The organism is Niveibacterium sp., assembly GCF_041909475.1.
Lineage (GTDB): Bacteria > Pseudomonadota > Gammaproteobacteria > Burkholderiales > Rhodocyclaceae > Niveibacterium.
In genome coordinates this window covers 1-22322 of sequence record NZ_JAYRDJ010000025.1, presented here as the reverse complement: position 1 = coordinate 22322, position 22322 = coordinate 1, and the positions used below count along the sequence as shown (strand labels likewise).

Below are 22322 nucleotides of genomic sequence, written 5' to 3'. Positions count from 1 at the left end.
AACGACTTCAAACAACTCTGAACGAGGAGTGAATCGACGAATTTGAGCACGTCTCGTCTAGCGGTCAGTTCTAGTATCCAAAGGGACTGCTCGGTCCCCGCACCACAATAACCCGCCCCGTGGGAGTCTTCTGTCTTTGAATCAGTCGAAGTCGCGAGCACATAGTAGACACGGCCGCCATCACTGAAACCATTACCTACCTCTTTCACTTCACGCACGGGCCTAATCCGGCCGCGCAACGGATGATCGAGGACGGGATTAATGGCTCGCTCAACACCTGATGCGTCGACGGTAGTAATCCGAAGAGACCACCGTCCTCCCGGGCCAAGAACAGGGTCCAAACGACTGTAAGGCACTAGCAATGCGGAGTCAGAAGCTCCAACAGCCGCCACCAGCGCCATCGAAGAAGCACAGCCAGATACCAACCACCAGAGAATTCTATTCAGTATTGACGTGGTCCGCATAGCAGACTCCCGTATAACGCCATTTGTTCGCCTCCGTCTTGTCCTTCTTTGGGTTCGCATAAGTTCCCTTGTCACGCTCATGCAACTCCGACTCCGTCTTCCCCTTATTGTCTTTCTCCGTCGTATCCCATCCGATGTTGCCGGTCGCGGTATCGCAAAGCGTCGTTGAGCTCCGAACCCACGACTTGGTTTCCGCATCCCAAGTGTGATACCCACCTCCGTTCCAGCGAGACCAAGTCTCAAGCTTAAGCTGTTCGTCGGTGTAGGTTCGTTTTGACTGAGACAGAAATGCCTTGGCCAACTTCTGCTTCTGCTGATAGAGCTTCACACCAGCAAGCAGGTTCTCCTTCCAATTCCAAACCTGCTCGAATGACGGCGCCGGATTCGTCATTTGAGTAAGGCCATAGCCTTTATCAAACGCGACAACGGGTTGACCATCCGCATTGATTAGGTGTTTGAACCCGCTCTCCTGCTCCAGCAGTCGGTCAAAACCGGCGGCGTCTGGCTGTTTCGCTAGGAATGCCTTGATGTCGTCAGCCGAGGGGTTCTTTGCCTTTACCTCAACTGAACGGCGAAAAACCTCTTCTCCTGCCCGAACTTCGACCGTTAGGCGGCCGCCTACTATCTTTCCAACGTCAGCGCGCCACTCCGGCTTGTCACCACTGAATGAGCCCTTTTCTTCGAATGTCTTGAGCAGCGCTCCCCTTTTTGCGGACTCCTTCAGCCCACTTACTTTGGCATCCCACTTGATCTCCCATTTCCAATCAAACGGAGGAGGCTGGTTCGTTTTGAACTTAAACACGATTTCAGGAAATCCAGGCTCCGCAGAAATTTCAAAGGCAGCGTCCTTCTTGGGCGATAACCACTCACCCTTATCTTCATCGACGACAACCTTCACTAACGAGTCCTTCGTCTTATTGGTCGTTTGCTTCGGGGCCTGCGCCGCTTTCTTCTTCGTCATTCGATTACCTCACGAAGGGTCGCGTCGTCCACCACTAGGCGAAGACCAAGTGGCGTGCGAGTGTAGATGCGCTCCGTCAAACCATCGGCGTCCGTCACTCCACGCCAGATCTGCCCGTTGTCGGCATAGACAGAGTAGGAGCGAAACGCGAGCGGTGTTTCGCCATCATGTGCAACCACTCGGAACTGTTCATCAAACCAATCGAGCTCAGGAAGCTCGGCGGGCGAAAGTCTCCCGCCAGGCAACACTGAAATTGGGGCAGGTGAACTCCCGCCCCCCTCAAACGCATGGCTGGCGCCCTTCACCTCGAATTTACCGGGGCATTTGAAGGTGATGTTGGCGCCGTTGAGTTCGATCTGGCTTTGGCCGGCGCTGAGCACGATCTTCTGCTGGGCGAGGATGTCGATGCCTTCGCCGCTGCTGGTGACGGTTACGGATTTGTCGGCAGCGAGTTCGAGGGCGTCGGTGTGGGCGCGCAACGATAGGGGACCGGCTGCGGCGACGGCGGCCAGGTCCTCAGTTGCGGTGAAGAGGCTGACGTCGCGCGCAGCGGTGAGGCTGGCGCTGTGGCCGGCGGCGAGGTGGGTATCGCCGTGGGCGGTGAGGCTGGTGCTCTGGCCGCTCATCCAGCTGAGGCTGGCCGGGGTGGTGGTGGTGAGGCTTGCGGCGCTGTCGAAGGCGATGATGGGTTGCCCGAGTTTGTGGGCGGATTCCGCTTCGCTGCGGCTGCCGGGGGCGTGGATCTTTTCGCTCTGGCCGCCTTGCGGGCCGCTGTGGCGCGCTTCGAGCGTCTTGATCAGTTCGGGCAGCGGCTGTTTGTCTTGCGCGGCTTGCAGGGTGCCGGCGGTGTGAGTGCTGGCGTGTTGCGCGAGGGTTTCTACGAGCTGCTTGGCGCCCTTCACGCGCGCGAGGGCCTCGGCGGCGTCGAGTTGGGTCGATGTGCCCTGCGGCCGCGCCTGCGTGGTGAAGAGCAGCCCCTCGCCAGCACGCACGGTGGTCCACGCGTCAGCAGCAAGTTCGAAGCCTTCGCCGCGCCAGGCGCCGCGGGTACCGCTGGCGCCGCGCTGGGCGGTGATCCAGCCGAGCTCTAGCCGCGCAGCGGCAAGATTCGTCGCGAGCCGTGCGCGCTGCTGCCCTGGCGTGTCGTCGATCAGCCACTGCGCGTGGCCGGCGCCATCGAGCGTCGGTTGGTGGATGCCGCTCACCACGCCGGGCTGGCCGCTGGCCGCATCCACGCCGCCTTCGAACGGCGGGGTGTGGCTGCCGTTGAAGGTGCTGCCGATGACTTGCGGGCGATCGGGGTCTTCGTCGATGAAGCCGACCAGCACTTCGCTGCCGATCGGCGGGGTGAACTGGCTACCCCAGTTAGGGCCAGCAGCCCATTCGGCAATGCGCACCCAGATGCCCGAGGATTCGTTGCCGGGCGCGCGTTCGGTTTCGTGCGAGAGGCCGCCCGGCGTCGGCGCGGCGCCACGCTGCCACGGAAACTGGATCTTGATGCGGTGGTCGCGCGTGGTGCTGACCGCCTCGCCTTCGACACCGACGACGCGAGCGCTGTGACTGCCGGGGGCGCGCGGACGGGCGGGCATGTCCGGCACGATCGGTACGGCGGCCGGCAAGGCTGCGAAGCGGTTACGGTAGGTGCCACGTTCAACGCCCACCGCTGTCAGCAATTCGCGTGCGTCGGAATCGAGGTTGTTGGCCGCTTCGTGTTCCACCCACAGCACCGTGAGTTTCGGGTCACGTTCCGACAGGCCACCAAAGGCGTCGTGATCGACCAACGTGAAGCGCTGCGCCGGCGCAAACACCCGCACGGACGATTCCCCTGCCCAGGTCTTCACCGCGCGTTCCTGCGCCTGCATGCGCAAGCCGGCCATGCGTTCGGCAGCCGCAGAATCGGCGTAGCGGCGCTCGCCCTCTCCGAAATACTGTTCGAGCGCCGGCAACTCGCCAGCCGGCCAGGCGCTGGTTTGTTGCGCGGCAGTGGCGACCAGCGCAGTGTCGTCCCAGGCGGAGACGCTCACGGCAGTGCTGCGCACCTCGCGCCAGGCACCAAAGCTGTGGATCGCGTCGGCGCTGTCGGTCGCGGAAAGGCGCGTGAAGCGAACGCTGGCCTGCGGGCAGGCCGGCCAATCGGCGGCCGCATCGGCGATCACGAGACGGTGTTCTTCGCCGCTGTCGGCGTGCTCGAACCAGTACGACAGCCCCGCTTCGGCAAGCAGGCGTTGGACGAACTCGAAGTCGGTCTCGCGGCACTGCGTGATCAGCGCTCGCGCCTCGATGGCGCTGGCGTTCGCGACCCGCACATCGAAACGTGCGACGGGATAGTCACCGAACACGGCTTGCACGACGTCGAGCGCGCTCTGATCCTGAAAGATGCGGCTGGTGCGGCGGTGGCGCAGGAATGCGAGCCAGGGTTCGAGCACCAGGCGGTAGCGCGCCAGTCCACCGTCTGCGCCCAACTGCGCTGCTTGGGTGACATGGGCATGCCAGCGGCGCAGGCTGCCATCCGCTTGCCGCAAACTCAGCGTGACACACTCGCCGATCAGCGGCTTCAGATCAAGGTGCGCGGAGGGGGACAGGCAGTCCAGATCGAAACAGAACGTCTCCGACAGCGCTTCGCGACCGGCGAAGCGCTCCAGCAGCAGCGTGTCGGCAGCAAGCGGTGTCTTGAGTTCGAGAAGACGGGCGTGCTGCGACAGCGCGCGGTAGAAGGCATCCAGCCCCGGCAGAGCGGCGATGAGCGTATCGAGCGAAAGCATGCGGATTCCTGCTGGCTTGCGGGGTGCGCAAAGTTAGCAGTTTTGCATACGCACTTGGCATTTTCACTGAACACGCCAAGCCACCCGGGAAGCTTGTCACGCTACCCGGTCAACCGCGCCACGGGCGCCCCGCTCAGGGCGCCGGGTTGGGAATCTGCTGGTGGATCGCCTCGATGCCTGCCAGCACTTCTGGCGACAAGCTCAGTGCTGCACTTTCAAGGTTGCTGTGCAGTTGCTCCAGCGTCGTCGCGCCGATGATGTTGCTGGTCACGAAGTCGCGCGAGGTCACGAAGGCCAGCGCCATCTGGGCGGGGTCGAGCCCATGCTCGCGCGCCAGTGCCACGTAGGCAGCGGCCGCACGCGCGGTGTTGGGATTGGTGTAGCGCTGGAAGCGCTCGAACAGCGTGAGCCGTGCGCCGGCCGGCTTTGCGCCGTCGAGATACTTGCCGCTGAGCACGCCGAAGGCGAGCGGCGAGTAGGCCAGCAGGCCGGCCTGTTCGCGGATCGCGATTTCGGAAAGCCCGATTTCGAAGCTGCGATTCACCAGGCTGTAGGGGTTCTGGATGCTCGCCACGCGCGGCAGCCCGGCGACATCGGCCAGCGTGAGGAAGCGCATCAGCCCCCACGGCGTCTCGTTCGACACGCCGATGTGGCGCACCTTGCCCGCCTTGACGAAATCCGCCAGCACGCCCAGCGTCTCGACGATCGGCGTCGTCACCTCATCCGCAAAGTGCTGGTAGCCCAGCTGCCCGAAGCAATTCACGCTGCGGTCGGGCCAATGCAGCTGATAGAGATCGACATGGTCGGTCTGAAGCCGGCGCAGGCTGTCGTGCAAGGCTGCTTCGAGGTTGGCGCGGTCGAAGAAGGTGTTGCCGCCGCGGATATGGCGCGGGTTGTGCGGCTTGCGCACCGGTCCGGATGCCTTGGTCGCGAGCACCACGTCCTTGCGGCGACCCGACTTCGCCAGCCAGGTGCCGATGTAGGTCTCGGTCAGGCCCTGCGTTTCGGCGCGCGGCGGCACCGGATACATCTCTGCCGTGTCGATGAAGTTCACGCCGGCATCGAGCGCGCAGTCAATCTGCGCGTGCGCTTCGGCTTCGCTGTTCTGCTCGCCCCAGGTCATGGTGCCCAGGCAGATGGCGCTGACCTTGATGCCGCTACGGCCGAGTTGACGGTATTCCATGCTGGCTGCTCCTACTCTTCAATCTGCTGAAGTTCATACAGGCGCCGATAGATGCCACCTTCGATGGCCATCAGATCGTCATGGTGGCCGCGTTCGGCGATGCGGCCATGGTTCAGCACGGTGATCGCGTCGGCATCGCGGATCGTCGACAGCCGGTGCGCGATGGCAATGATCGTGACCCGGCCGCGAAGTTCCGCCAGCGCGGCCTGCACCACCTGTTCGGTTTCGCTGTCGATGTGCGAGGTGGCTTCGTCGAGCAGCAGGATCTTCGGTTGCCCTGCCAGCGCGCGCGCGATCGCGATCAGCTGTTTCTGCCCCACCGACAGGCGCGCGCCCCCCTCGCCCAGCAGCGTGGCGTAGCCCTCGGGCAGCGCGAGGATGAAGTCGTGCGCACGGGCAGCGCGGGCGGCGGCTTCGACCTCGGCATCGCTCAAGCCGCGGCCCATGTCGATGTTCTCGCGCGCATTGGCGGCGAGCAGGAAGGGCTCCTGCGGCACCAGCCCGACGGCGCTGCGGAAGGTGGCGTCACCCAGTTCGCTGATCGGCGTGCCGTCGATCTCGATCGCTCCGCTCTGCGGCGCGTAGAAACGCAGCAGCAGCGCGAGCAGCGTGCTCTTGCCGCTGCCGGTATGGCCAACGATGCCGTGGAAACTGCCGGCGGCGATCGTCAGCGACAGATCGTGGATCACCGGGTGTGCCGGGTCGTAGCCGAACGCGAGCTCACGCAGCGCGACTTCGCCGGCGCCGATGCGGCCGCTTTCGCCCGCCGGCGCGGCCAGCGGTTCAGCGAGCAAGGTACCGACGCGCGACGCGGCGATCAGCGATTGCTGCAGTTGCGAGAACTGCAGCGTGATCTGGATCAGCGGTTCGATCACGCGCGCCATCAGGCCGACGAAGGCATACAGCACGCCGACCTCAGCCACGCTGCCGCGACCGGCGAAGCTCGCCAGTACACCGACCAGCAACAGCACATTGAGCAGATCGAGTGCGGGGCGCAGCAGCCAGGCGTTGGCACGCAACTCGGCGCGGCGGGCGTCGTAGTGCGCGCGGTTGGCCTGCTCAAAGCGCGCGGCAAAGCGCCCGGCAGCGCCGGTCGCCTGCAGCACCGGCATGCCGGCGATCGATTCGGCGATCTGCGCGTTGATCTCGCTGCGCAGTTCGCGCGCGCGCGCAACCGCCGGCGCCGAGAGGCGCTTGTAGAACCACACGATTGCGATGACGGCGGGAATCAGCAGCGTCACCACGCCCATCAGGCGCAGATCCAGCCAGGCCATCGCGGCGAGCGATCCGCACAGCACGATCACGCTGTCGAGCATCACGAACAGCACCTGCACATACAGCGCCTTCACCGCCTCGGTGTCATTCGTCACCCGGCTGACAAGCTGGCCGGTGATCGCGCGGTCGAAGTAGGCGACCGGCAGGCGCAGCACATGACCATAGACCCGCTCGCGCAGCCGCTGCACAGAGCGCGCCGCGACGCCGGATAGGCTCAATAGCTGCAGGTAGCGCAGGCCGTTGGCGCACCACACGGCGAGCAGACTGCCGCCGATCAGCAGCGCGATGCCGCCGATATCGGCGCGGCGTGGAATCAGGTAGCCATCGATGAAGGCCTTGCCCAGCATCGGCCCCAGCACTTCCAGCCCGGCGGCGCAGGCGAGCCCGATCAGCGCAATCAGCAGCCTGCGTGATTCCGGGCGCGCAGCATGGGCCAACAGCGCGGCCGCGCGGGAAAGATCGCCACGCTTGTTGTGCTCAGGCTGCATCGAGGCTGGCCTCCAGTTGCTGGTAGCGCCACTGGCTGGCGTACCAGCCGTTGCGTTCGAGCAGTTCGGCATGCGTGCCGGCTTCGATGACGCGCCCCTGGCGCAGCACCAGCGTGTGCTCGGCATCCATCACGGCCGAGAGCCGGTGGCTGACGATGATCACCGTGCGGCCGCGGCGCGCATCGCGCAGATGGCTCAGGATGCGCGTCTCGGTTTCGGTGTCGACCGCCGAGAGCGCGTCATCGAGCAGCAGGATCGGCGCGTCCGACAGCAGCGCGCGCGCAATCGCCACCCGCTGGCGCTGCCCGCCGGAGAGCGACACGCCACGCTCGCCGACCGGTGTTTCGTAGCCCTTGGGCAGGCGCAGGATATCGTCGTGGATCGCCGCCAGCCGCGCGGCCTGCTCGATCTCGGTGCGACTCGCATCCGGTTTGGCGAGTGCGATGTTGTCAGCAATCGACGCCGAGAACAGGAAGGGCTCCTGCGGCACCCAGGCCATCGCGGCACGCAGCGCATCGAGCGAATAGTCGGCGAGCGGCCGGCCGCCCCAGCGCAACTCGCCCGATTCGGCCACGTCCTGTCGCAGCAGCAAGCGGATCAGCGTGGATTTGCCGGCGCCAGTGGCGCCTACGAGACCGAGCGTATGGCCGGCTTCGAGCCGCAGATCCACCGCATCGAGCGCAGGCGCCGCCTGCCCCGGGAAGCGGTAGGTCACCGCGGCCAGTTCCAGCGCCGCATCACCGGCGGGCGCTGCCAGCGTGCCGTGGTCCGGCATCTCCGGCGCGGCTTCGAGCACCGGCTGCAGGCGCTCCCAGGCGGCACGGCCACGCTCGATCAACGACAGCACATGGCCCGCCGCGAACATCGGCCAGATCAGTTGCCCGAGATACATCGAAAACCCGGTCAGCAGGCCGATCGTCAGCTCGCCCTGCCACACCAGCCAGCCGCCCAGCGACAGCGTCAGCGCGCTGGCGGCTGACAAGGCGAGGCCGACCGCCGGCTCATAAGCCGCTTCCCAGCGCTGCGCGGTGTCGCCGGCCTTTGCGGCAGCGGCGGTGAGTTCCGCGAAATGCGCGCTGCTGCGCGCCTCCAGACCCAGCGCGCGCACCGTGCGCACCCCGGCCAGCGTTTCCTGCACATGGTCGTTGAGCTTGCCGAAACGGGCGAGCGAATCGCGCCATGCATGGTGCACATGGCGCGAGATGCGCCAGAACGCGAAGGCCATGAAGGGGAATGGCAATAGCGCGGCAAGGCCAAGCCGCCAGTCGATGCCCAGCGTCATCATTGCAACGACCAGGACCAGCGTCATCGTGCCGTCGAAACCGGCGAGCAGCGCCTCGCCAACCGTGAGCTCCACCGCGTCGATGTCGTTGGTCGCCCGTGCCATCAGGTCGCCGGTGCGGCTGCCCTGGAAGAAGCGCGCGCCCTGCAGCGTGAACTGGCGGTAAAGCCGCGTACGCAGCTCCAAGCCGAGCTGGTAGGCCGCCGAGAACAGCGCCAACCGCCAGCCCACGCGCAGCACGTAGATCGTCAGCCCCATCGCGACGAGGATCGCGAATTCGCCGAACAAGGCGCTGGGGGTGACCTGACCATGCACCAGGCGATCGATGATCGCCGCAACGCGACGCGGTACCGACACGGTCAGGATCGCGATGCCCGCAAGCATCACGGCGGAAGCGGAATAGGCACGCCAGTGGCGGCGCACGAAGGCGGCTACGAGGGCTGCGAGGCTCATCGGGGTGTCCGGGGGCAGGAAGGGGCCAGTCGCGCCGTGTGAGCGCGGCGGCTGAGGCCATCATTCTAAGGGCCTCACGTATCCGGTTCGTGTCTGCCGGCGCAGCGCCTGCACAAATCCAGCGCACAAAGAAAAAGGGCGCCCGGTCAGGAGCGCCCTTTGCGTGCCGATTTGTGCGTTTCAGCGCATGCGGCGGCGGGTGATGGTGCCAAGGCCGACGAGGCCCACCAGCAGCGTCGCCCAGGACGAGGGTTCCGGCACCGCGCTGACGCTGACGTTGTCGAGCGAACCGCCGTAGCTGTTGCTCAGGCCACCCGCCTTGAAGCCCAGCGTGGACAAGTCACCGGCTGCGACGAAGTTGAAGCTGTATTCCTTCCACACATTGCCGGACGCGCCAACGCCGCTGCCGGACGCAGTCAGCGCGGTGGCGCCGTTGATCAGCGCAGTGATGTCGTTCGAATCCGCCGCAACACCAGCGCGCGGCGAGAAGTAGAACGACACTTTGTAGGTCTGGCCGATCGTGGTGTCGAAGGTCTGCGAAATCCACGAGTTACCGGTGGTATCGAGTTCGACGAAGTTCACGCCGTCGAACGCTGCGCCGGCCACGTTGTTGCGCAGCTCAACGCCGTAGGTCTTGTTGACCTGCCAGCCGGCGAAGTTCTTCGTGTAGATGTTCCAGGTGCCGTTGGCTTGCGTGACGTCCTCGAAACTGCCGTTCTCGATCAGGTTGATCGGCGCTGCAGCGGCCGAGCCGATCAGGGCAGAGGCCGCCACGCCGGCGAGCACGCCGCGGACAACTTGCATGGGGGTTAGCGTCATTGGTACTCCCAGGGGTTTTGGTTCGGTTCGGGTCGGATTGCCTGCAATCTGCCGCAGCAGCTTCACGCCGTCTTTTACAGATCGCGGGCATGGCAATGATATTTCCTTCAAACAATATGTATTTGTTGATTCCTGCTGCGCCGCGCAATCTGTCACGCGCGTGACACCGCGTACGAGCGGCCAGCGCTTACAGGGCGCGCGACAAACAACAAACGCCCCCGCAGGAGCGCTTTCGTTGATGCGCGCGGACCGATCTCAGCGCAGACGGCGGCGGGTGATCGCCCCCAGCCCCACGAGGCCGACCAGCATCGTCGCCCACGAAGCGGGCTCGGGCACTGCACTCACGCTGACCTTGTCGAGCGAGCCGCCGAAGCTGTTGCTGACGCCGCCAGCGGCGAACTTGAGCGTGGACGACGCGCCGGTGGCGATGAAGTCAAAGCTGTATTCCTTCCACACGTTGCCGCTCTGGTGCTGGCCGCTGCCGGTTGCCGTCAACTGAGTCGCTCCGTTGAGCGACACGATGATGTCGTTCGAGTTCAGCGGCACCTGCATGCGCGGCGAGTAGTAGAACGACACGCTGTAGCTCTGCCCAGCCACGGTCGCGAAAGTCTGCGAGATGGCGGAGTTCTTCTTGGTATCCAGCTCGACGAAGTTGGCGCCGTCAAAAGCCTCGCCATAAACGTTGTTGCGCACCTCGACACCGTTGGTGTCCACTTGCCAGCCCGCAAGGCTGCTGTAAATGGACCAGGTACCTGCACGCTGGCTCACACTTTCGAAGCTGCCGTTGGTGATCAGGTTGGTCGCCGCGTTCGCAGAACCGATCGATGCGCAGGCGGCCAGCGCGGCAAACGCGAGACGCAGGGGGGACTTCGTCATGGGTGCTCCCAGGGGAAATGTTCGGGTCATATGGCGAGGGCTGCGTGAGGCAGTTGTTTGCCCTCTTATGCTGACCATCGACACCCGAATGATATTTCCAATAGAGCTGTCGTATTTGTTGATTCTTGTTGCGGCGCGCAATCCGTCACACGCCGGCGCCCGCTTGTGAGCCCGGCGCAGTCAGAGTTCCCCGAGGAAGATCCGGTCCGATGCAAGGCGGGGCCGCATCAGTGCAGGACCCCGCTTTCGGTATCAACCCGCTGTGATAATGCCGCAGCCGACCCGCGGGCCGGCGTTGCCGAGCGGTTGTGAGGTGTAGTCGTCGGCATCGCGGTGGATGATCAAGGGTTTGCCGACGATGCCGTACTTGCCCGGCGTCAGCGTGATCGTGTCCACATCCTGCGACAGCACGCCGACCCCGCTCGCGTCGGTCTTCAGGTTGAACATCGCGCCAGCGTGGCGTGCCGGCGTGCCCGGGTGTCCGTGCGCATGCTGGTCCGGATTCAGGTGGCCGGCCGTCTTGGTGCCGTCGCCGGAGCAGTCGGCAACGTCATGCACATGGAAGCCGTGCTCCGCATTGGGCTTCAGGCCCGACACCCGCGCATCGACCTGCACCTTGCCGTTGGGCAGTTCGACGAAGGACACGGCGCCGCTCGGGCTGAGCCCCGCGGCTTCTGCGGAAGCGGTCGGGCGGATCTGGGCAACGGCGCGTAGCGGCGCCGGTGGCGTGCTGGCGCATGCCGCAAGCAGTGCGGCAGCGCCAAGCAGGGCGATGTTTCTTGTTTGCATCGATAATCTCCGGGGTTGGGGCGGGCGATACCCGCTTCCTGCATCGTAGATCAGCGCTCACCCGCTGCCACAAATGAAAACGGCACACCCGGGGGTGTGCCGTCATGCTTTCGCGCGGACGATCAGGCGGCCGGCTTCGCGTCGGCCTGGATCGCAGTCAGCGCGATCGTGAACACGATGTCGTCCACCAGCGCGCCGCGCGACAAGTCGTTCACCGGCTTGCGCAGGCCTTGCAGCATCGGGCCCACCGACACCACGTTGGCGGAACGCTGCACCGCCTTGTAGGTGGTGTTGCCGGTGTTCAGATCGGGGAACACGAACACCGTCGCCTGGCCGGCAACCGGGCTGCCCGGCGCCTTCTGGGCGGCAACGTCCTTCACCGTAGCGGCGTCGTACTGCATCGGGCCATCGAGCACCAGTTCCGGGAAGCTCGCCTTGGCCAGCTCGGTCGCCTTGCGCACTTTCTCGACATCGTCACCGCTGCCCGAGGCGCCCGTGCTGTAGCTGATCATCGCCACCTTCGGGTCGATGCCGAAGGCGGCTGCGCTGTCGGCACTCTGCTTCGCGATATCGGCCAGCTCTTCCGCGGTGGGGTCGGGGTTGATCGCGCAGTCGGCGTAGACCAACACCTGTTCCGGCATCAGCATGAAGAAGCAGGACGACACGATCGACGAACCGGGCGCCGTCTTGATCAGCTGCAGCGCCGGCCGCACGGTGTTGGCGGTGGTGTGCACCGCGCCGCTGACCAGACCATCGACTTCATCCACCGCCAGCATCATCGTGCCGAGCACGACGGTATCTTCCAGCCCGGCGCGCGCCTGCCCCGGCGTGAGGCCCTTGCTCTTGCGCAGTTCAACCATCGGCGCAACGTAGCGCTCGGCAATCGCATCCGGCTCCAGGATTTCGAGTTCCGGCGGCAGCACGATGCCCTGCGCATCCGCCACGGCCTGGATCGCTGCCCGCTTGCCCAGCAGCACGCAGCGCGCGATGCCCTTCTCGGTACAGATCACTGCAGCGCGCACGGTGCGCGGCTCGTCGCCTTCCGGCAGCACGATGCGTTTGTTCGCGGCACGCGCCTTCTGGATCAGCTGGTAGCGGAAGGCCGGCGGCGACATACGGGTGGACACGGCAAGCTCCAGCCCGGCGCAGATCGCTTCGCCGTCGATCTGTTCGGCGACGCTCTCGATCACGGTGTTCATGCGATCGCCGTCGTCCTGCGGCACGGCGTTGGGCAGGCGGCTGATGCGCGCGGCGGTTTCGTAGCTGTCGCCATCGGTGCGCAGCACCGGCAGGCCGCCGTGGAACGCCAGCGTGCCGAACTTTTCAATGCGCGGGCTGATGAAGCTGTGATGCGTCAGCAGCAGGCCTGCGAGCTGGATGCCGTTGCTGGCAGCCAGCGCGGTGGCCAGCATCACGTCGTCGCGGTCGCCCGCGCTGACCACCAGCGCGCCCGGCTTCAGACGCGGAATCACTTCCGACACCGAACGCGCGGCAACCACGGTTTCGAGCACGCGGCGGGAACGGATATCGCCTTCAATCATGATTTCGGCGCCGAGGTGATGCGCCACATCGATGGTGCGCGGTGCCGACAGCGCCGGATCGCTCTTGATCACGCCCCACACCGGCACACCGCCCAATTGCGCCGCCGCGGCAGCTTCGTCGAAGCCTTCCACCGCGCGGTTGAAGATCACCCCGACCACGCGGCGCCCGGCATTGCGCACCTGCGCAATCAGGTAATTCGTTTCGGCGATGCCTTCGGCGTCGGCCGCACTGGCGACCAGCACCACGTCGGCCTGCAGGCTGCGCGCGATGTCGCCCGACAGGCGCGGAATGAAGGCACGGCTCGGATCGGCGTGGATGCCCTCGACCACCAGCACATCAGCGCCTTCGGTCGCCGACATCGAGAGGCTGACGATGTCTTCCAGCAGGTCATCGGTCTTGCCGCTGGTGATGCGCTGGGTGACCAGGCTCATCGGCAGCGGGTCGGGCGTGTTCTCGACGTGACAGATGCTGCGGGCGAACAACACCGAAGGTTCGGTGTCGGGTGTGCGCTTGGTAACAGGTTTGACGAACGCGACCTTCAGGCCGCGACGCTGCAAGGCCCGCACCAGGCCAAGGGAAACCGAGGTAAGGCCGACATTGGGTCGCGTCGGCGCAACAAAATACGTACGCATGGGGGAGCTCCGCTTGTGGTCAGCAGCCCCTCCGGTAGGCCGGGGGGAAATTGTGCGGTGCATGATAATCGTCCGACTTAACTATTTTGTTGACGTGACAGGGATAACTTCTCAGTTTTCCTTCTTTAACCATGGTAGCGCTCGCGCGCTGATCCGGCTGTACACAACCGCCTGCCACCCGCAGGGCACACAGCGCCCGTTGGCGGGCGGCCACTGCGGTACCATCTGCGCCCTTCGCAACACGCAGCGCCCAGGTGGTCCCCATGCAACGCCCTGAACTCCTCGCCCCCGCCGGTTCGCTGGCCATGCTCGACACCGCCTTCGCCTACGGCGCCGACGCGGTGTATGCCGGCCAGCCGCGCTACAGCCTGCGCGCGCGCAACAACGAGTTCGGCAGCCTTGAGAACCTGCAACTGGGTATCGACCGCGCGCATGCGCTGGGCAAGCAGTTCTACCTCGTCAGCAACGTTTTCCCCCACAACGCCAAGGTGCGCACCTACCTGGCCGACATGGCGCCGGTGGTGGCATTGAAGCCGGACGCGCTGATCATGGCCGACCCCGGCCTGATCGACATGGTGCGCGAGGCGTGGCCCGAGATGCCGGTGCACCTCTCGGTGCAGGCCAATACGGTGAACTACGCCACCGTGCGCTTCTGGGGAAAGATGGGCGTGCGCCGCATCATCCTGTCGCGCGAGCTCTCTCTCGACGAGATCCGCGAGATCCGCGAAGCCTGCCCGGAAATGGAGATCGAGGTCTTCGTGCATGGCGCGTTGTGCATTGCCTACTCCGGCCGCTGCCTGCTGTCGGGCTATTTCAACCACCGCGACCCGAACCAAGGCACCTGCACCAACTCCTGCCGCTGGAAATACGATGTGAAGCCGGCGGAGATCGACGCGACCGGCGACGCCACCCGCAGCGACGCCTGCTGCAACACGCCGACGCCGGCTGCCGAAAACCCGGCCTCGAAGGTCTACCTGATCGAAGAGGAGACACGCCCCGGCCAGCTGATGCCGATCGAGGAAGACGAGCACGGCACCTACGTGATGAATTCGAAGGATCTGCGCGCGATCGAGCATGTGGCCAAGCTGGTCGAGATTGGCGTGCATTCGCTCAAGATCGAAGGCCGCACCAAGTCGCCCTACTACGTCGCGCGCACCTGCCAGAGCTACAGCCGCGCGATCGACGATGCGCTGGCCGGCCGCCCGCTGGACATGCGCCTGCTCGCCGAACTCGATGGCCTCGCAAGCCGCGGCTACACCGACGGTTTCTACGAACGCCACCACACCCAGGAATATCAGAACTACCTGCGCGGGCACTCGGAATCGGACCGCAGCCAGTATGTGGGCGACCTTACCGGCTACGGCATCGACGGGCTGGCGGAAGTGGTGGTGAAGAACAAGTTCTCGGTTGGCGACCGCGTCGAAGTGATCCACCCGGCCGGCAATCGCGAAGTCGCGATCGAGGCGATGTTCAAGGCCGATGGCACGCCGACCGCGGTTGCGCCGGGCAGCGGCCACCATGTCCGCGTGAAGCTGCCCGCCGGCTGCGAAGGCGCCTTCATCGCACGCTTCGTCTGAATGATCGGGCGGATCGCCGCCCTCAGCGCGCGTTCCAGCCCTGATACTTCGCGACGCTGTCGCGGGTCACCAGCGCCGTCTGCAACAGCACGCGGCCACGCTCGGACGTGCGTCCCTCGCGCAGCGCCAAGCCGGTGTCGACACCACGGCGGCCAATCTCGGCGGGCGACTGCGCGGCACTGGCCACGATCAGCCCCGGCCGCTTGAGCGCGACCTCCACCTCCGGCGAACCATCGACGCCGCCAATCAACAGCTTGCGCATGCCGCGCCGCAACGCGATCGTCTCAGCACCGAGCGCCTGGCGGTCGTTGATCGCGAAGATCGCATCGATCTGCGGATAGCGCTGCACATGCTCTTCCATCAACTGGCTGCCGCCCCAGGGCGAAGCAAGGCCATCGCCTTTGTCGGTCAGCAGGCGAATGCCCGGGTAGTCTTTCAGCGCCGCATGGCAGCCCGCAACACGATCCGTAACCGATGAGACCTGCGGCCCATTCTGGATGATGAAGTTGCCCTTGCCGTTCAGGCGCGCCGCGAGGTAACGACACACCGACTCGCCCGCGCCGCGGTTATCGGACTGGATCATCACCTCTGCGCCCTCGGTATCCACGTCCACAGCGACAACGGGGATGCCCGCTTCACGCGCACGGCGCAACACCGGCGCAAGCGCGCTTGAATGTGACGCGGCCACCAGAATCAGGTCGGCGTGCTCGGTAATGAAGCGCTCGATCTCGCGGACCTGCGCCGGCACATCGTATTCGGATGAGGTCACCATCACGCGAACACGCGGATTGATCTCTTCGGCGCGCGCCTGTGCAGCCCTGGCCAAGGCGCTGAAGTAAGGGTTGGCGAGGGAAGACACCGACACGCCCATCACATCGAGCCGACGTGGCGGGTCGGCCGCGTGGGCTGCCGCTACGTAGACCAGGGCCGCGGCGATCGCCGACAGCTTGAACAGGACTCTCATTGCCGCACCCTCTTCCTCATTGCGCCGCCGCGTGAAGCGGCTGCTCGACCGATTCACCACCATTGGGGGCCACGCGAGGCAGGCTAATGCGCACCCGGGTGCCCTCCGCCCCGGCACTCTCGAGCACGATCCGCCCGCCCAACACTCTTGTCACCAGCGTGAATACGATATGCAGGCCGAGCCCGCTGCCACCCTGCCCCAGCCGCGTCGTGAAGAAGGGATCGAACACCTTGCGCTGGTTCTCGGGCGGGATGCCGCAGCCGTTGTCGGCCACCATCAGCTCCACGGTGTCGTCGCTGATGACGCGGCCGCTCACAACGATGCGACCGCCCGCGCCCGGCACGAAGGCGTGCACGCGCGCGTTGTCGACCAGGTTGGTCACCACCCGCGCCAGCGCACCGGGGTAGGAGTCGAGCCGCAGATCGCCATCGAGCTCCAGCTCCAGGGCAATCGCGGTGGCGCGCAAGGACGGCCGCAGCGTCGCGACGATCTCTTCGAGCGAGTGCGCAAAGCCAAACACGCGGCGTGCTTCACTCGTCTGGTCCACGGCCACCTGCTTGAAGCTGGAGATCAGCTCATGCGCGGCGGCAAGGTTACGTGTCAGCAGGTAAGCCGCTTCGTCGCAGGTGCGCAGTGCGTTGAGCAGTTCACTGCGACGCAGCCCGCCACTCTGCGCCGCACGCAGGATCACGGCAGCTTCATGCGAAACGGTGGTCGCCAGCGTCACACTGTTGCCGATCGGCGTGTTCAGTTCGTGAGCCACGCCGGCGACCATCGCGCCGAGCGAGGCAAGCTTCTCCTGCCGCACGAGCTCATCCTGCGCACTGCCCAGCTCGGCGACCGTTCGGATCAACTCGCGGTTCACCTGCTCCAGCTCTGCGGTGCGCTCGGCAACCTTCTCCTCCAGGCTGTGGTTGAGTTCGGCAAGCGCCTCGCGCGTGGCCCACTCGTCGGTGGTGTCGCGCGAGCTGGTGATCAGGTAGCGCATTTCGCCCACCGCGAAGACCCGCGCCGACATCGAACAGCGCCGGGTCTCGCCGTTGCGCCGTTGCAGCACGATATCGAGCTGATCGACCGCGCCCCCGCCGGCCTGCAGCGCAGCGCGAATGCGCAGGATATCCTGCTCGCTGCGCACGATACCTAGCTCCAGCGCGGTATGCCCAATTGCCTCGGCGCGCGCGTAGCCGGACCAGGTCTCCCAGATGCGGTTCACGGCCAGGTAGCGGCCCGTCGCCAGATCGTTAAGCGTCCAGGCGTCGGGCGACACCTCAAACGCCGCCGCCATGCGGCTCTCACTTTCGCGCACGCGCTGCTCGGCTTCCTGACGCGCAGTGACGTCGACGAACTGTGCGATCACGACCGGCCGACCACGCACGCTCACTGCGCGGGCGCTGAGTTCGCACACCAAGCGACGCTGATCCCGTGTGTTCAGTATCAGCGGCCGCCCCTCGATCGGGGGCGCACCTGCGGCCAGCGCCTGGCACGCCGGCACCTGCAGCTCGCCCTCAGGCAGCAGGCCCAGCGCATCGAGCCGGGCGCCCTGGGCGTCCGCTGCGTTCATGCCGGTGAGGCGCACGAAGGCCTCGTTCACCTCGCGGATCAGTCCATCGTCCGGTGACAGGATCAAGGTCGCGAGCGGCCCCTCGCGGAACAGCGTGGCGAACTTGTCTTCGGATTCGGCCAGCGCCTCGCTCGCCAGTTGCTGCGCTTCGGCACTTCGGTCGCGCTCGCTGAGCGCCTCGATGTAGTGCTGCCGCACGATCACGAGGATCGCGTAGAGCATGATCGCGAAGAAACTGAAGGTCGCGGCCTGATTGAAGACCAGTGCGCGCGAATCGCTGGCACTCCCGTGCGCGAGCTGCAGCAGGCCACCGCCCCACACAAGCGCGAGCACCATCAGCAACGCAATGCCACCCGCACGGCGGCCCAGCACGAGTGTGCCAACCACCACCGCAACGAACACGCCGGACATCTGCAGCGTGCGGATCGTGCCGAGCCGCAGCGCGATCGACACCGCGATCGCGCAACACAGCAACATCAGGATCACGACCACCGGCCGCACCACGCGGCGCCGGATCAGCACAAAGAAGAGCGGCCAGAACAGCAGCGCGCCGAGCAGGGAATACATCGCGGCATGACTGGAATGCCAGCCAGTCAGCAGCATGAAACTGGCGAATGCGAACACCAGCAGGCCGACGACCACCAGCAGATCGCGCAGCACCGGCACGAGCTGATCGCTCAGCCCGAACGCCGGCCCGGTCGATTCCCCCCCGAATAGTCGTTGCCAGGTATCCCGCATGCGCTGTGCCCGATCCTTGCCGCTTCTGGCAATTACGGCAGCTTGCGCGCTTTCCGTAGGCTTTGGCGAAGTGTTGGCGCGTAGCGCCGCGACGACTACTGCGGATTGCGCGCAGCGCGTTGCCAGGCAATCACGGCCTGTGTCGCATGCGCCATGATGCGATCGCGCTCATCTTTCGGCAGTTCCTGCGACAGGGCCGAGAACAGCGCCTGCGTTGTTTCCTGCGCGATGCCTTCCGTCGCAAGCCCGTGCGAGAGGCAGCGCAACTGGATGTGCGCGAGCGCATCCGCCACCAGGCGCCAGCCGTCGGCGGGCATCTGCCGCGTCAGCGCAACCATCAGGCCACCCAACGTGCGCAGCACTGCAAAAGCTTCGTCGCGCTCGCCCGAGGCGATCATCGCGTGCCACAGCGCGAGGTGGATGCCGCGCCGCAATGCAACCTTGAACGCGAAGCCGCAGCCTTCCTCGTCGTTAAGGCGCGCAAACCAGTGCTGGCAACGGCCTTCCTGCGCCACATCCATCGTGTCGCGCAGTGCGCCGACCAGCGCGGTAATGCCGAGCATGCAGGCGGGCCCGAAGGCCTGGCTCCATGCCAAGCCCCACTGATCCAGCCCGGCGAGCAGCAGCGCCTTGCGCGCAGCGGCGCCCTCGGCGTCGGCCATAGCCGCCCACTCCGTGAGCTGAGCGCAGATCGTCACGACCGCAGCGGCCCGCTCCTGCTGCGCCGATTCGAGTGTGTGGCGAAAGATCTGAACGAAGGCATCCTGGACCAGGCGGGCAGCCTGTTCCTGGGCGTCGCGGGCCACCGTGGTTTCGAGGGCATCAAACGGGGTGTTCATCGGTGCAGCGTCCGGCAAAGAAAAAGCGAGGCGCGATTGTGCCCGAGCTGACGACCGCCGTCAGTCCGGGCAGACCCCGCTGGCAAGTGCGCGGTCGCGTGCATCACGCGACTGCGAGGCGATCTGCTTGACGCCCTTGTAGAAGCGCGGCAGCGCGTCGCCGCAGGCTGCCAGCATCTGGCGAAAAGCCGGCACCTTGCCGGTGTAGACGCCCACCGAAGCCAGCAGCGCGTTGTTGATCGGCTGCGCGAACCAGCGGTCGTAACCCGCGTATCCGCCCCAACGCTCAGCCTTGATCTGGCGGTAACGTTCGCCCATTGCGGCGATCAGGGCCGACTTGCGCGCGAGCTTGTCCGAAGCAGGCAGATCGCTCGCATAGAGCGCCTGCAACTGGCTGCGGAAATCCAGCACCAGTGCGCGAAAGTCTTCGCGCATCATCTGTGCACGGGCGAAGCCCTCACGCAGCGGCGCCTTCCCCGGCTGCGCCATCCAGCGCTCGACGCCGGCCTCTTCCACCGCGGTGGCGAAGGATTCGTTGAACTCGGTGTCGTCCTTCACGTAGGCGATCTGATGCGTCAGCTCGTGGAACAGCAGGCGCGCGAATTCCGTTTCCGGCCATGCGATGAAGGTCGACAGCAGAGGGTCGGAAAACCAGCCGAGCGTCGAGTAGGCCGGCACGCCGCCCACATACACGTCGTAGCCCTGCGCGCGCAGTTCGGCGGCTCGCGCATCGGCATCCGCCTTGTTGAAGTAGCCGAGATAGCCGATGCAGCCGGCCACCGGCACGCACCATTCCTTCAGCCGCACTGACAGCGGGTCGGCGGCGAAGACATTCCACGACACATAGGGGCGATCCAGCGCCGTATAGCGCGCGTAGCTGTCGTTATCCGGCAGGCCCAGCGAATCGGAAGCAAAGCGGCGGATCTGGCGCGCACGTTCGAGATTCGCGCGCAAGGACTGCGGCGTTTCGCTTTCCGCCACCACGTCGTCGATCGGGCGGCTGTGGCTGAGCAGCGCGATCTGCCCGCCAGCCGCCTGCAAGTAGTAACCCGGCGATACCGAACACGCCGACAGCCCGCACAGCAATGCGGCAGCCGTAACGACCACCGCCAGCCCCGCCCATCTCGCGCGTCTGCTCATGCGGATCAGATCGGCCGCGTATTTGCCTCAAGCCAGGCGAGCGCATCGCCGGCGAGCAGCGGCGCAACGCGCTCGCGCACCGTGGCGTGATAGTCGTTGAGCCACGCCACTTCGTCGTCGCGCAGCAGGCTGCGGTCGATACAGCGGGCATCGATCGGGCACAGCGTGAGCGTCTCGAACGCCAGGAACTCACCGAACTCGGTCGTGCCGGCTTCGACGTTGAGCAGCAGATTCTCGATCCGCACCCCCCACTGCCCGGGGCGATAAATGCCCGGCTCGTTGGACGTGATCATGCCCGGCTCCATCGCCATGTCGGCATTCGGAATCGCCTTGGAAATCGACTGCGGGCCCTCATGCACATTCATGAAGTAGCCGACGCCATGGCCCGTGCCGTGGCCATACTCGATGCCCTCAGCCCAGATCGGCGCGCGCGCCAGTGCGTCCAGCGCGGGCGACAAGGTGCCACGCGGGTACTTCACGCGCGACAGGTTGATCATGCCTTTGAGCACCAGCGTGAAGTCCCGCTTCTGCGCTGCCGACGGTGTGCCCACCGCAACGACGCGGGTGATGTCGGTCGTGCCGCCGAGGTATTGGCCGCCCGAATCAATCAGCAGCAGGCCGTCGCCGGCGATCGTGGCATGCGACGCCTCAGTGGCATGGTAGTGCGGCATCGCGCCGTTGGCGTTCCAGGCCGCGATGGTGCCAAAGCTGGCACTGACGAAACCGGGGCGACGCGCACGTGCGGCGGTGAGCTTTTCATCCACCGTCAGTTCGGTGATCGTCTCGCGCCCGATCGCCGACTCAAACCACGCGAAGAACTCGGCCAGTGCTGCGCCGTCCTGCGCCATCGCCTCGCGCACATGCGCCGCTTCGGCGGCCGTCTTGCGCGACTTGGCGAGCGTGCTCGGGTTGATCGCCTCGATCACCCGCACGCCGGCCGCCACCTTCTCGCGCAGGCCCAGCGTCACACGACGCGGGTCAAGCAGCAGTTGTGCGTCGGCAGGCAGGGCGGCCAGGGCGGCCGGTGCGGCGTTGTAATCGGCCACGCGCACGCCGTCGACGGCAAGCCGCTCAGCCAGCGCGGCAGGTACCTTGCCGGCGCCAACAAACAGTGTTGCGGCATCCGCGCCAATCAGCGCATGGGCGATGAACACCGGGTTGTAGCTGACGTCGGAACCGCGCAGATTGAACAGCCACGCGATGTCGTCCAGCGTGGAAAGGAAATGCCAGTTCGCGCCGTGCGTGCGCATCACGCTGCGTACGCCAGCCAGCTTGTCGGCGCGCGAAGTGGCCGCATGCGGCGGCAGATGCTCGTAGACCGCGGCGGCCGGCAGCGCCGCGCGATCGGCCCAGACCTCGGCGACCAGATCCAGATCCGCGCGCAGCGTGATCGCGCGCGGGCCAAATGCAGCACGCAGTTGCTGTGCGGCCGCAAGGCCGAGCGAGCTGCCATCCACCGCCAGCGATCCGCCTTCCGGCAGATTGGCCGCGAGCCAGTCGACATGCTGGCTGCTGTTGCCGGTTGGAATGCGCATCAGCGAGATGCCGGTCCCTGCCAGCTCGGCTTCCGCCTGCACCCAGTAACGACTGTCCGCCCACACGCCGGCAAACTCGGTGGTGACAATCAGCGTACCCATCGAGCCGGTGAAGCCCGACAACCACTGCCGCGCCTGCCAGTACTCGGGCAGGTATTCCGACAGATGCGGGTCGGCGGATGGCACAAGGCAGGCATCCACGCCATGGCGGCGCAGGGCGGCGCGCAAGGCTTCGATGCGTGCGCGGATCTCGGTTTCGCGTTGGGTGCAGGGGCTGTTCATGTTGTCATCCGGCTTGTGGCGGTTTCGGTGAGCGGGCAAACGGTCAGTTCGCTCCGGCGAAGCTCACGCGCAGCGCATGAGCTTGGCCGGAAAAACTGCCGTCGTCCCGATCGGCACGACGGCCAAGCGCCACCAGCAGCAGGAAGCGGTCGGCGCGGCG

Annotated in this window: 15 protein-coding genes; 1 reads left to right on the top strand and 14 read right to left on the bottom strand. The window is 65.7% G+C overall.

All coding sequences use genetic code 11. The annotated features are described in order from the left end of the window. Positions 1-438: 438 nt before the first annotated feature. The 9 genes from ACE3P0_RS15470 to pta all read right to left on the bottom strand — a co-directional run bounded on the left by ACE3P0_RS15470 (position 439) and on the right by pta (position 13526). A complete protein-coding gene (locus ACE3P0_RS15470; RefSeq protein WP_374403618.1) occupies positions 439-1425 on the bottom strand; it encodes a hypothetical protein in 987 nt (328 codons plus the stop codon). Next, a complete protein-coding gene (locus ACE3P0_RS15465; protein ID WP_374403617.1) occupies positions 1422-4187 on the bottom strand; it encodes a type VI secretion system Vgr family protein in 2766 nt (921 codons plus the stop codon). The genes ACE3P0_RS15470 and ACE3P0_RS15465 overlap by 4 nt, the downstream gene beginning before the upstream one ends. Before the next feature lie 133 nt (positions 4188-4320). Next, entirely contained in the window at positions 4321-5370 is a 1050-nt protein-coding gene (locus ACE3P0_RS15460; RefSeq protein WP_374403616.1) for an NADP(H)-dependent aldo-keto reductase, read from the bottom strand. Between the two features lie 11 nt (positions 5371-5381). Beyond that, positions 5382-7133, bottom strand: a complete 1752-nt coding sequence (locus ACE3P0_RS15455; protein ID WP_374403615.1) for an ABC transporter ATP-binding protein — start codon at positions 7131-7133, stop codon at positions 5382-5384. Further along, positions 7123-8868, bottom strand: a complete 1746-nt coding sequence (locus ACE3P0_RS15450; RefSeq protein ID WP_374403614.1) for an ABC transporter ATP-binding protein — start codon at positions 8866-8868, stop codon at positions 7123-7125. The genes ACE3P0_RS15455 and ACE3P0_RS15450 overlap by 11 nt, the downstream gene beginning before the upstream one ends. 180 nt (positions 8869-9048) lie before the next feature. Further along, positions 9049-9687: a DUF642 domain-containing protein gene (locus ACE3P0_RS15445; protein WP_374403613.1), complete on the bottom strand. Its 639-nt coding sequence runs from the start codon at positions 9685-9687 to the stop codon at positions 9049-9051. 255 nt (positions 9688-9942) lie between these two features. Then, entirely contained in the window at positions 9943-10563 is a 621-nt protein-coding gene (locus tag ACE3P0_RS15440; protein ID WP_374403612.1) for a DUF642 domain-containing protein, read from the bottom strand. A gap of 252 nt (positions 10564-10815) precedes the next feature. Next, entirely contained in the window at positions 10816-11352 is a 537-nt protein-coding gene (locus ACE3P0_RS15435) for a superoxide dismutase family protein (RefSeq protein ID WP_374403611.1), read from the bottom strand. A gap of 122 nt (positions 11353-11474) precedes the next feature. Next, a complete protein-coding gene (pta, locus tag ACE3P0_RS15430) occupies positions 11475-13526 on the bottom strand; it encodes a phosphate acetyltransferase (RefSeq protein WP_374403610.1) in 2052 nt (683 codons plus the stop codon). A 263-nt stretch (positions 13527-13789) separates the two neighbouring features. Here pta and yegQ point away from each other — a divergent pair, with 263 nt between their 5' ends. Continuing rightward, positions 13790-15103: a tRNA 5-hydroxyuridine modification protein YegQ gene (gene yegQ / locus ACE3P0_RS15425; protein ID WP_374403609.1), complete on the top strand. Its 1314-nt coding sequence runs from the start codon at positions 13790-13792 to the stop codon at positions 15101-15103. A 22-nt stretch (positions 15104-15125) separates the two neighbouring features. On the opposite strand, the gene ACE3P0_RS15420 is transcribed toward yegQ, so the two are convergent. From ACE3P0_RS15420 to ACE3P0_RS15400, 5 genes are all read right to left on the bottom strand, one after another. Beyond that, on the bottom strand, positions 15126-16067 hold the full coding sequence (locus ACE3P0_RS15420) for a substrate-binding domain-containing protein (RefSeq protein ID WP_374403608.1): 942 nt from the start codon (positions 16065-16067) through the stop codon (positions 15126-15128). A gap of 16 nt (positions 16068-16083) precedes the next feature. Beyond that, positions 16084-18366: a PAS domain S-box protein gene (locus ACE3P0_RS15415; protein WP_374403606.1), complete on the bottom strand. Its 2283-nt coding sequence runs from the start codon at positions 18364-18366 to the stop codon at positions 16084-16086. Positions 18367-18461: 95 nt separating this feature from the next. Then, positions 18462-19205 (bottom strand): hypothetical protein, encoded by a 744-nt coding sequence (locus tag ACE3P0_RS15410; protein ID WP_374403605.1) that lies wholly within the window; start codon positions 19203-19205, stop codon positions 18462-18464. A gap of 60 nt (positions 19206-19265) precedes the next feature. After that, positions 19266-20345: an aminopeptidase gene (locus ACE3P0_RS15405; protein WP_374403603.1), complete on the bottom strand. Its 1080-nt coding sequence runs from the start codon at positions 20343-20345 to the stop codon at positions 19266-19268. A 5-nt stretch (positions 20346-20350) separates the two neighbouring features. Then, positions 20351-22162 (bottom strand): M24 family metallopeptidase, encoded by a 1812-nt coding sequence (locus tag ACE3P0_RS15400; protein ID WP_374403602.1) that lies wholly within the window; start codon positions 22160-22162, stop codon positions 20351-20353. Positions 22163-22322 lie beyond the last annotated feature (160 nt).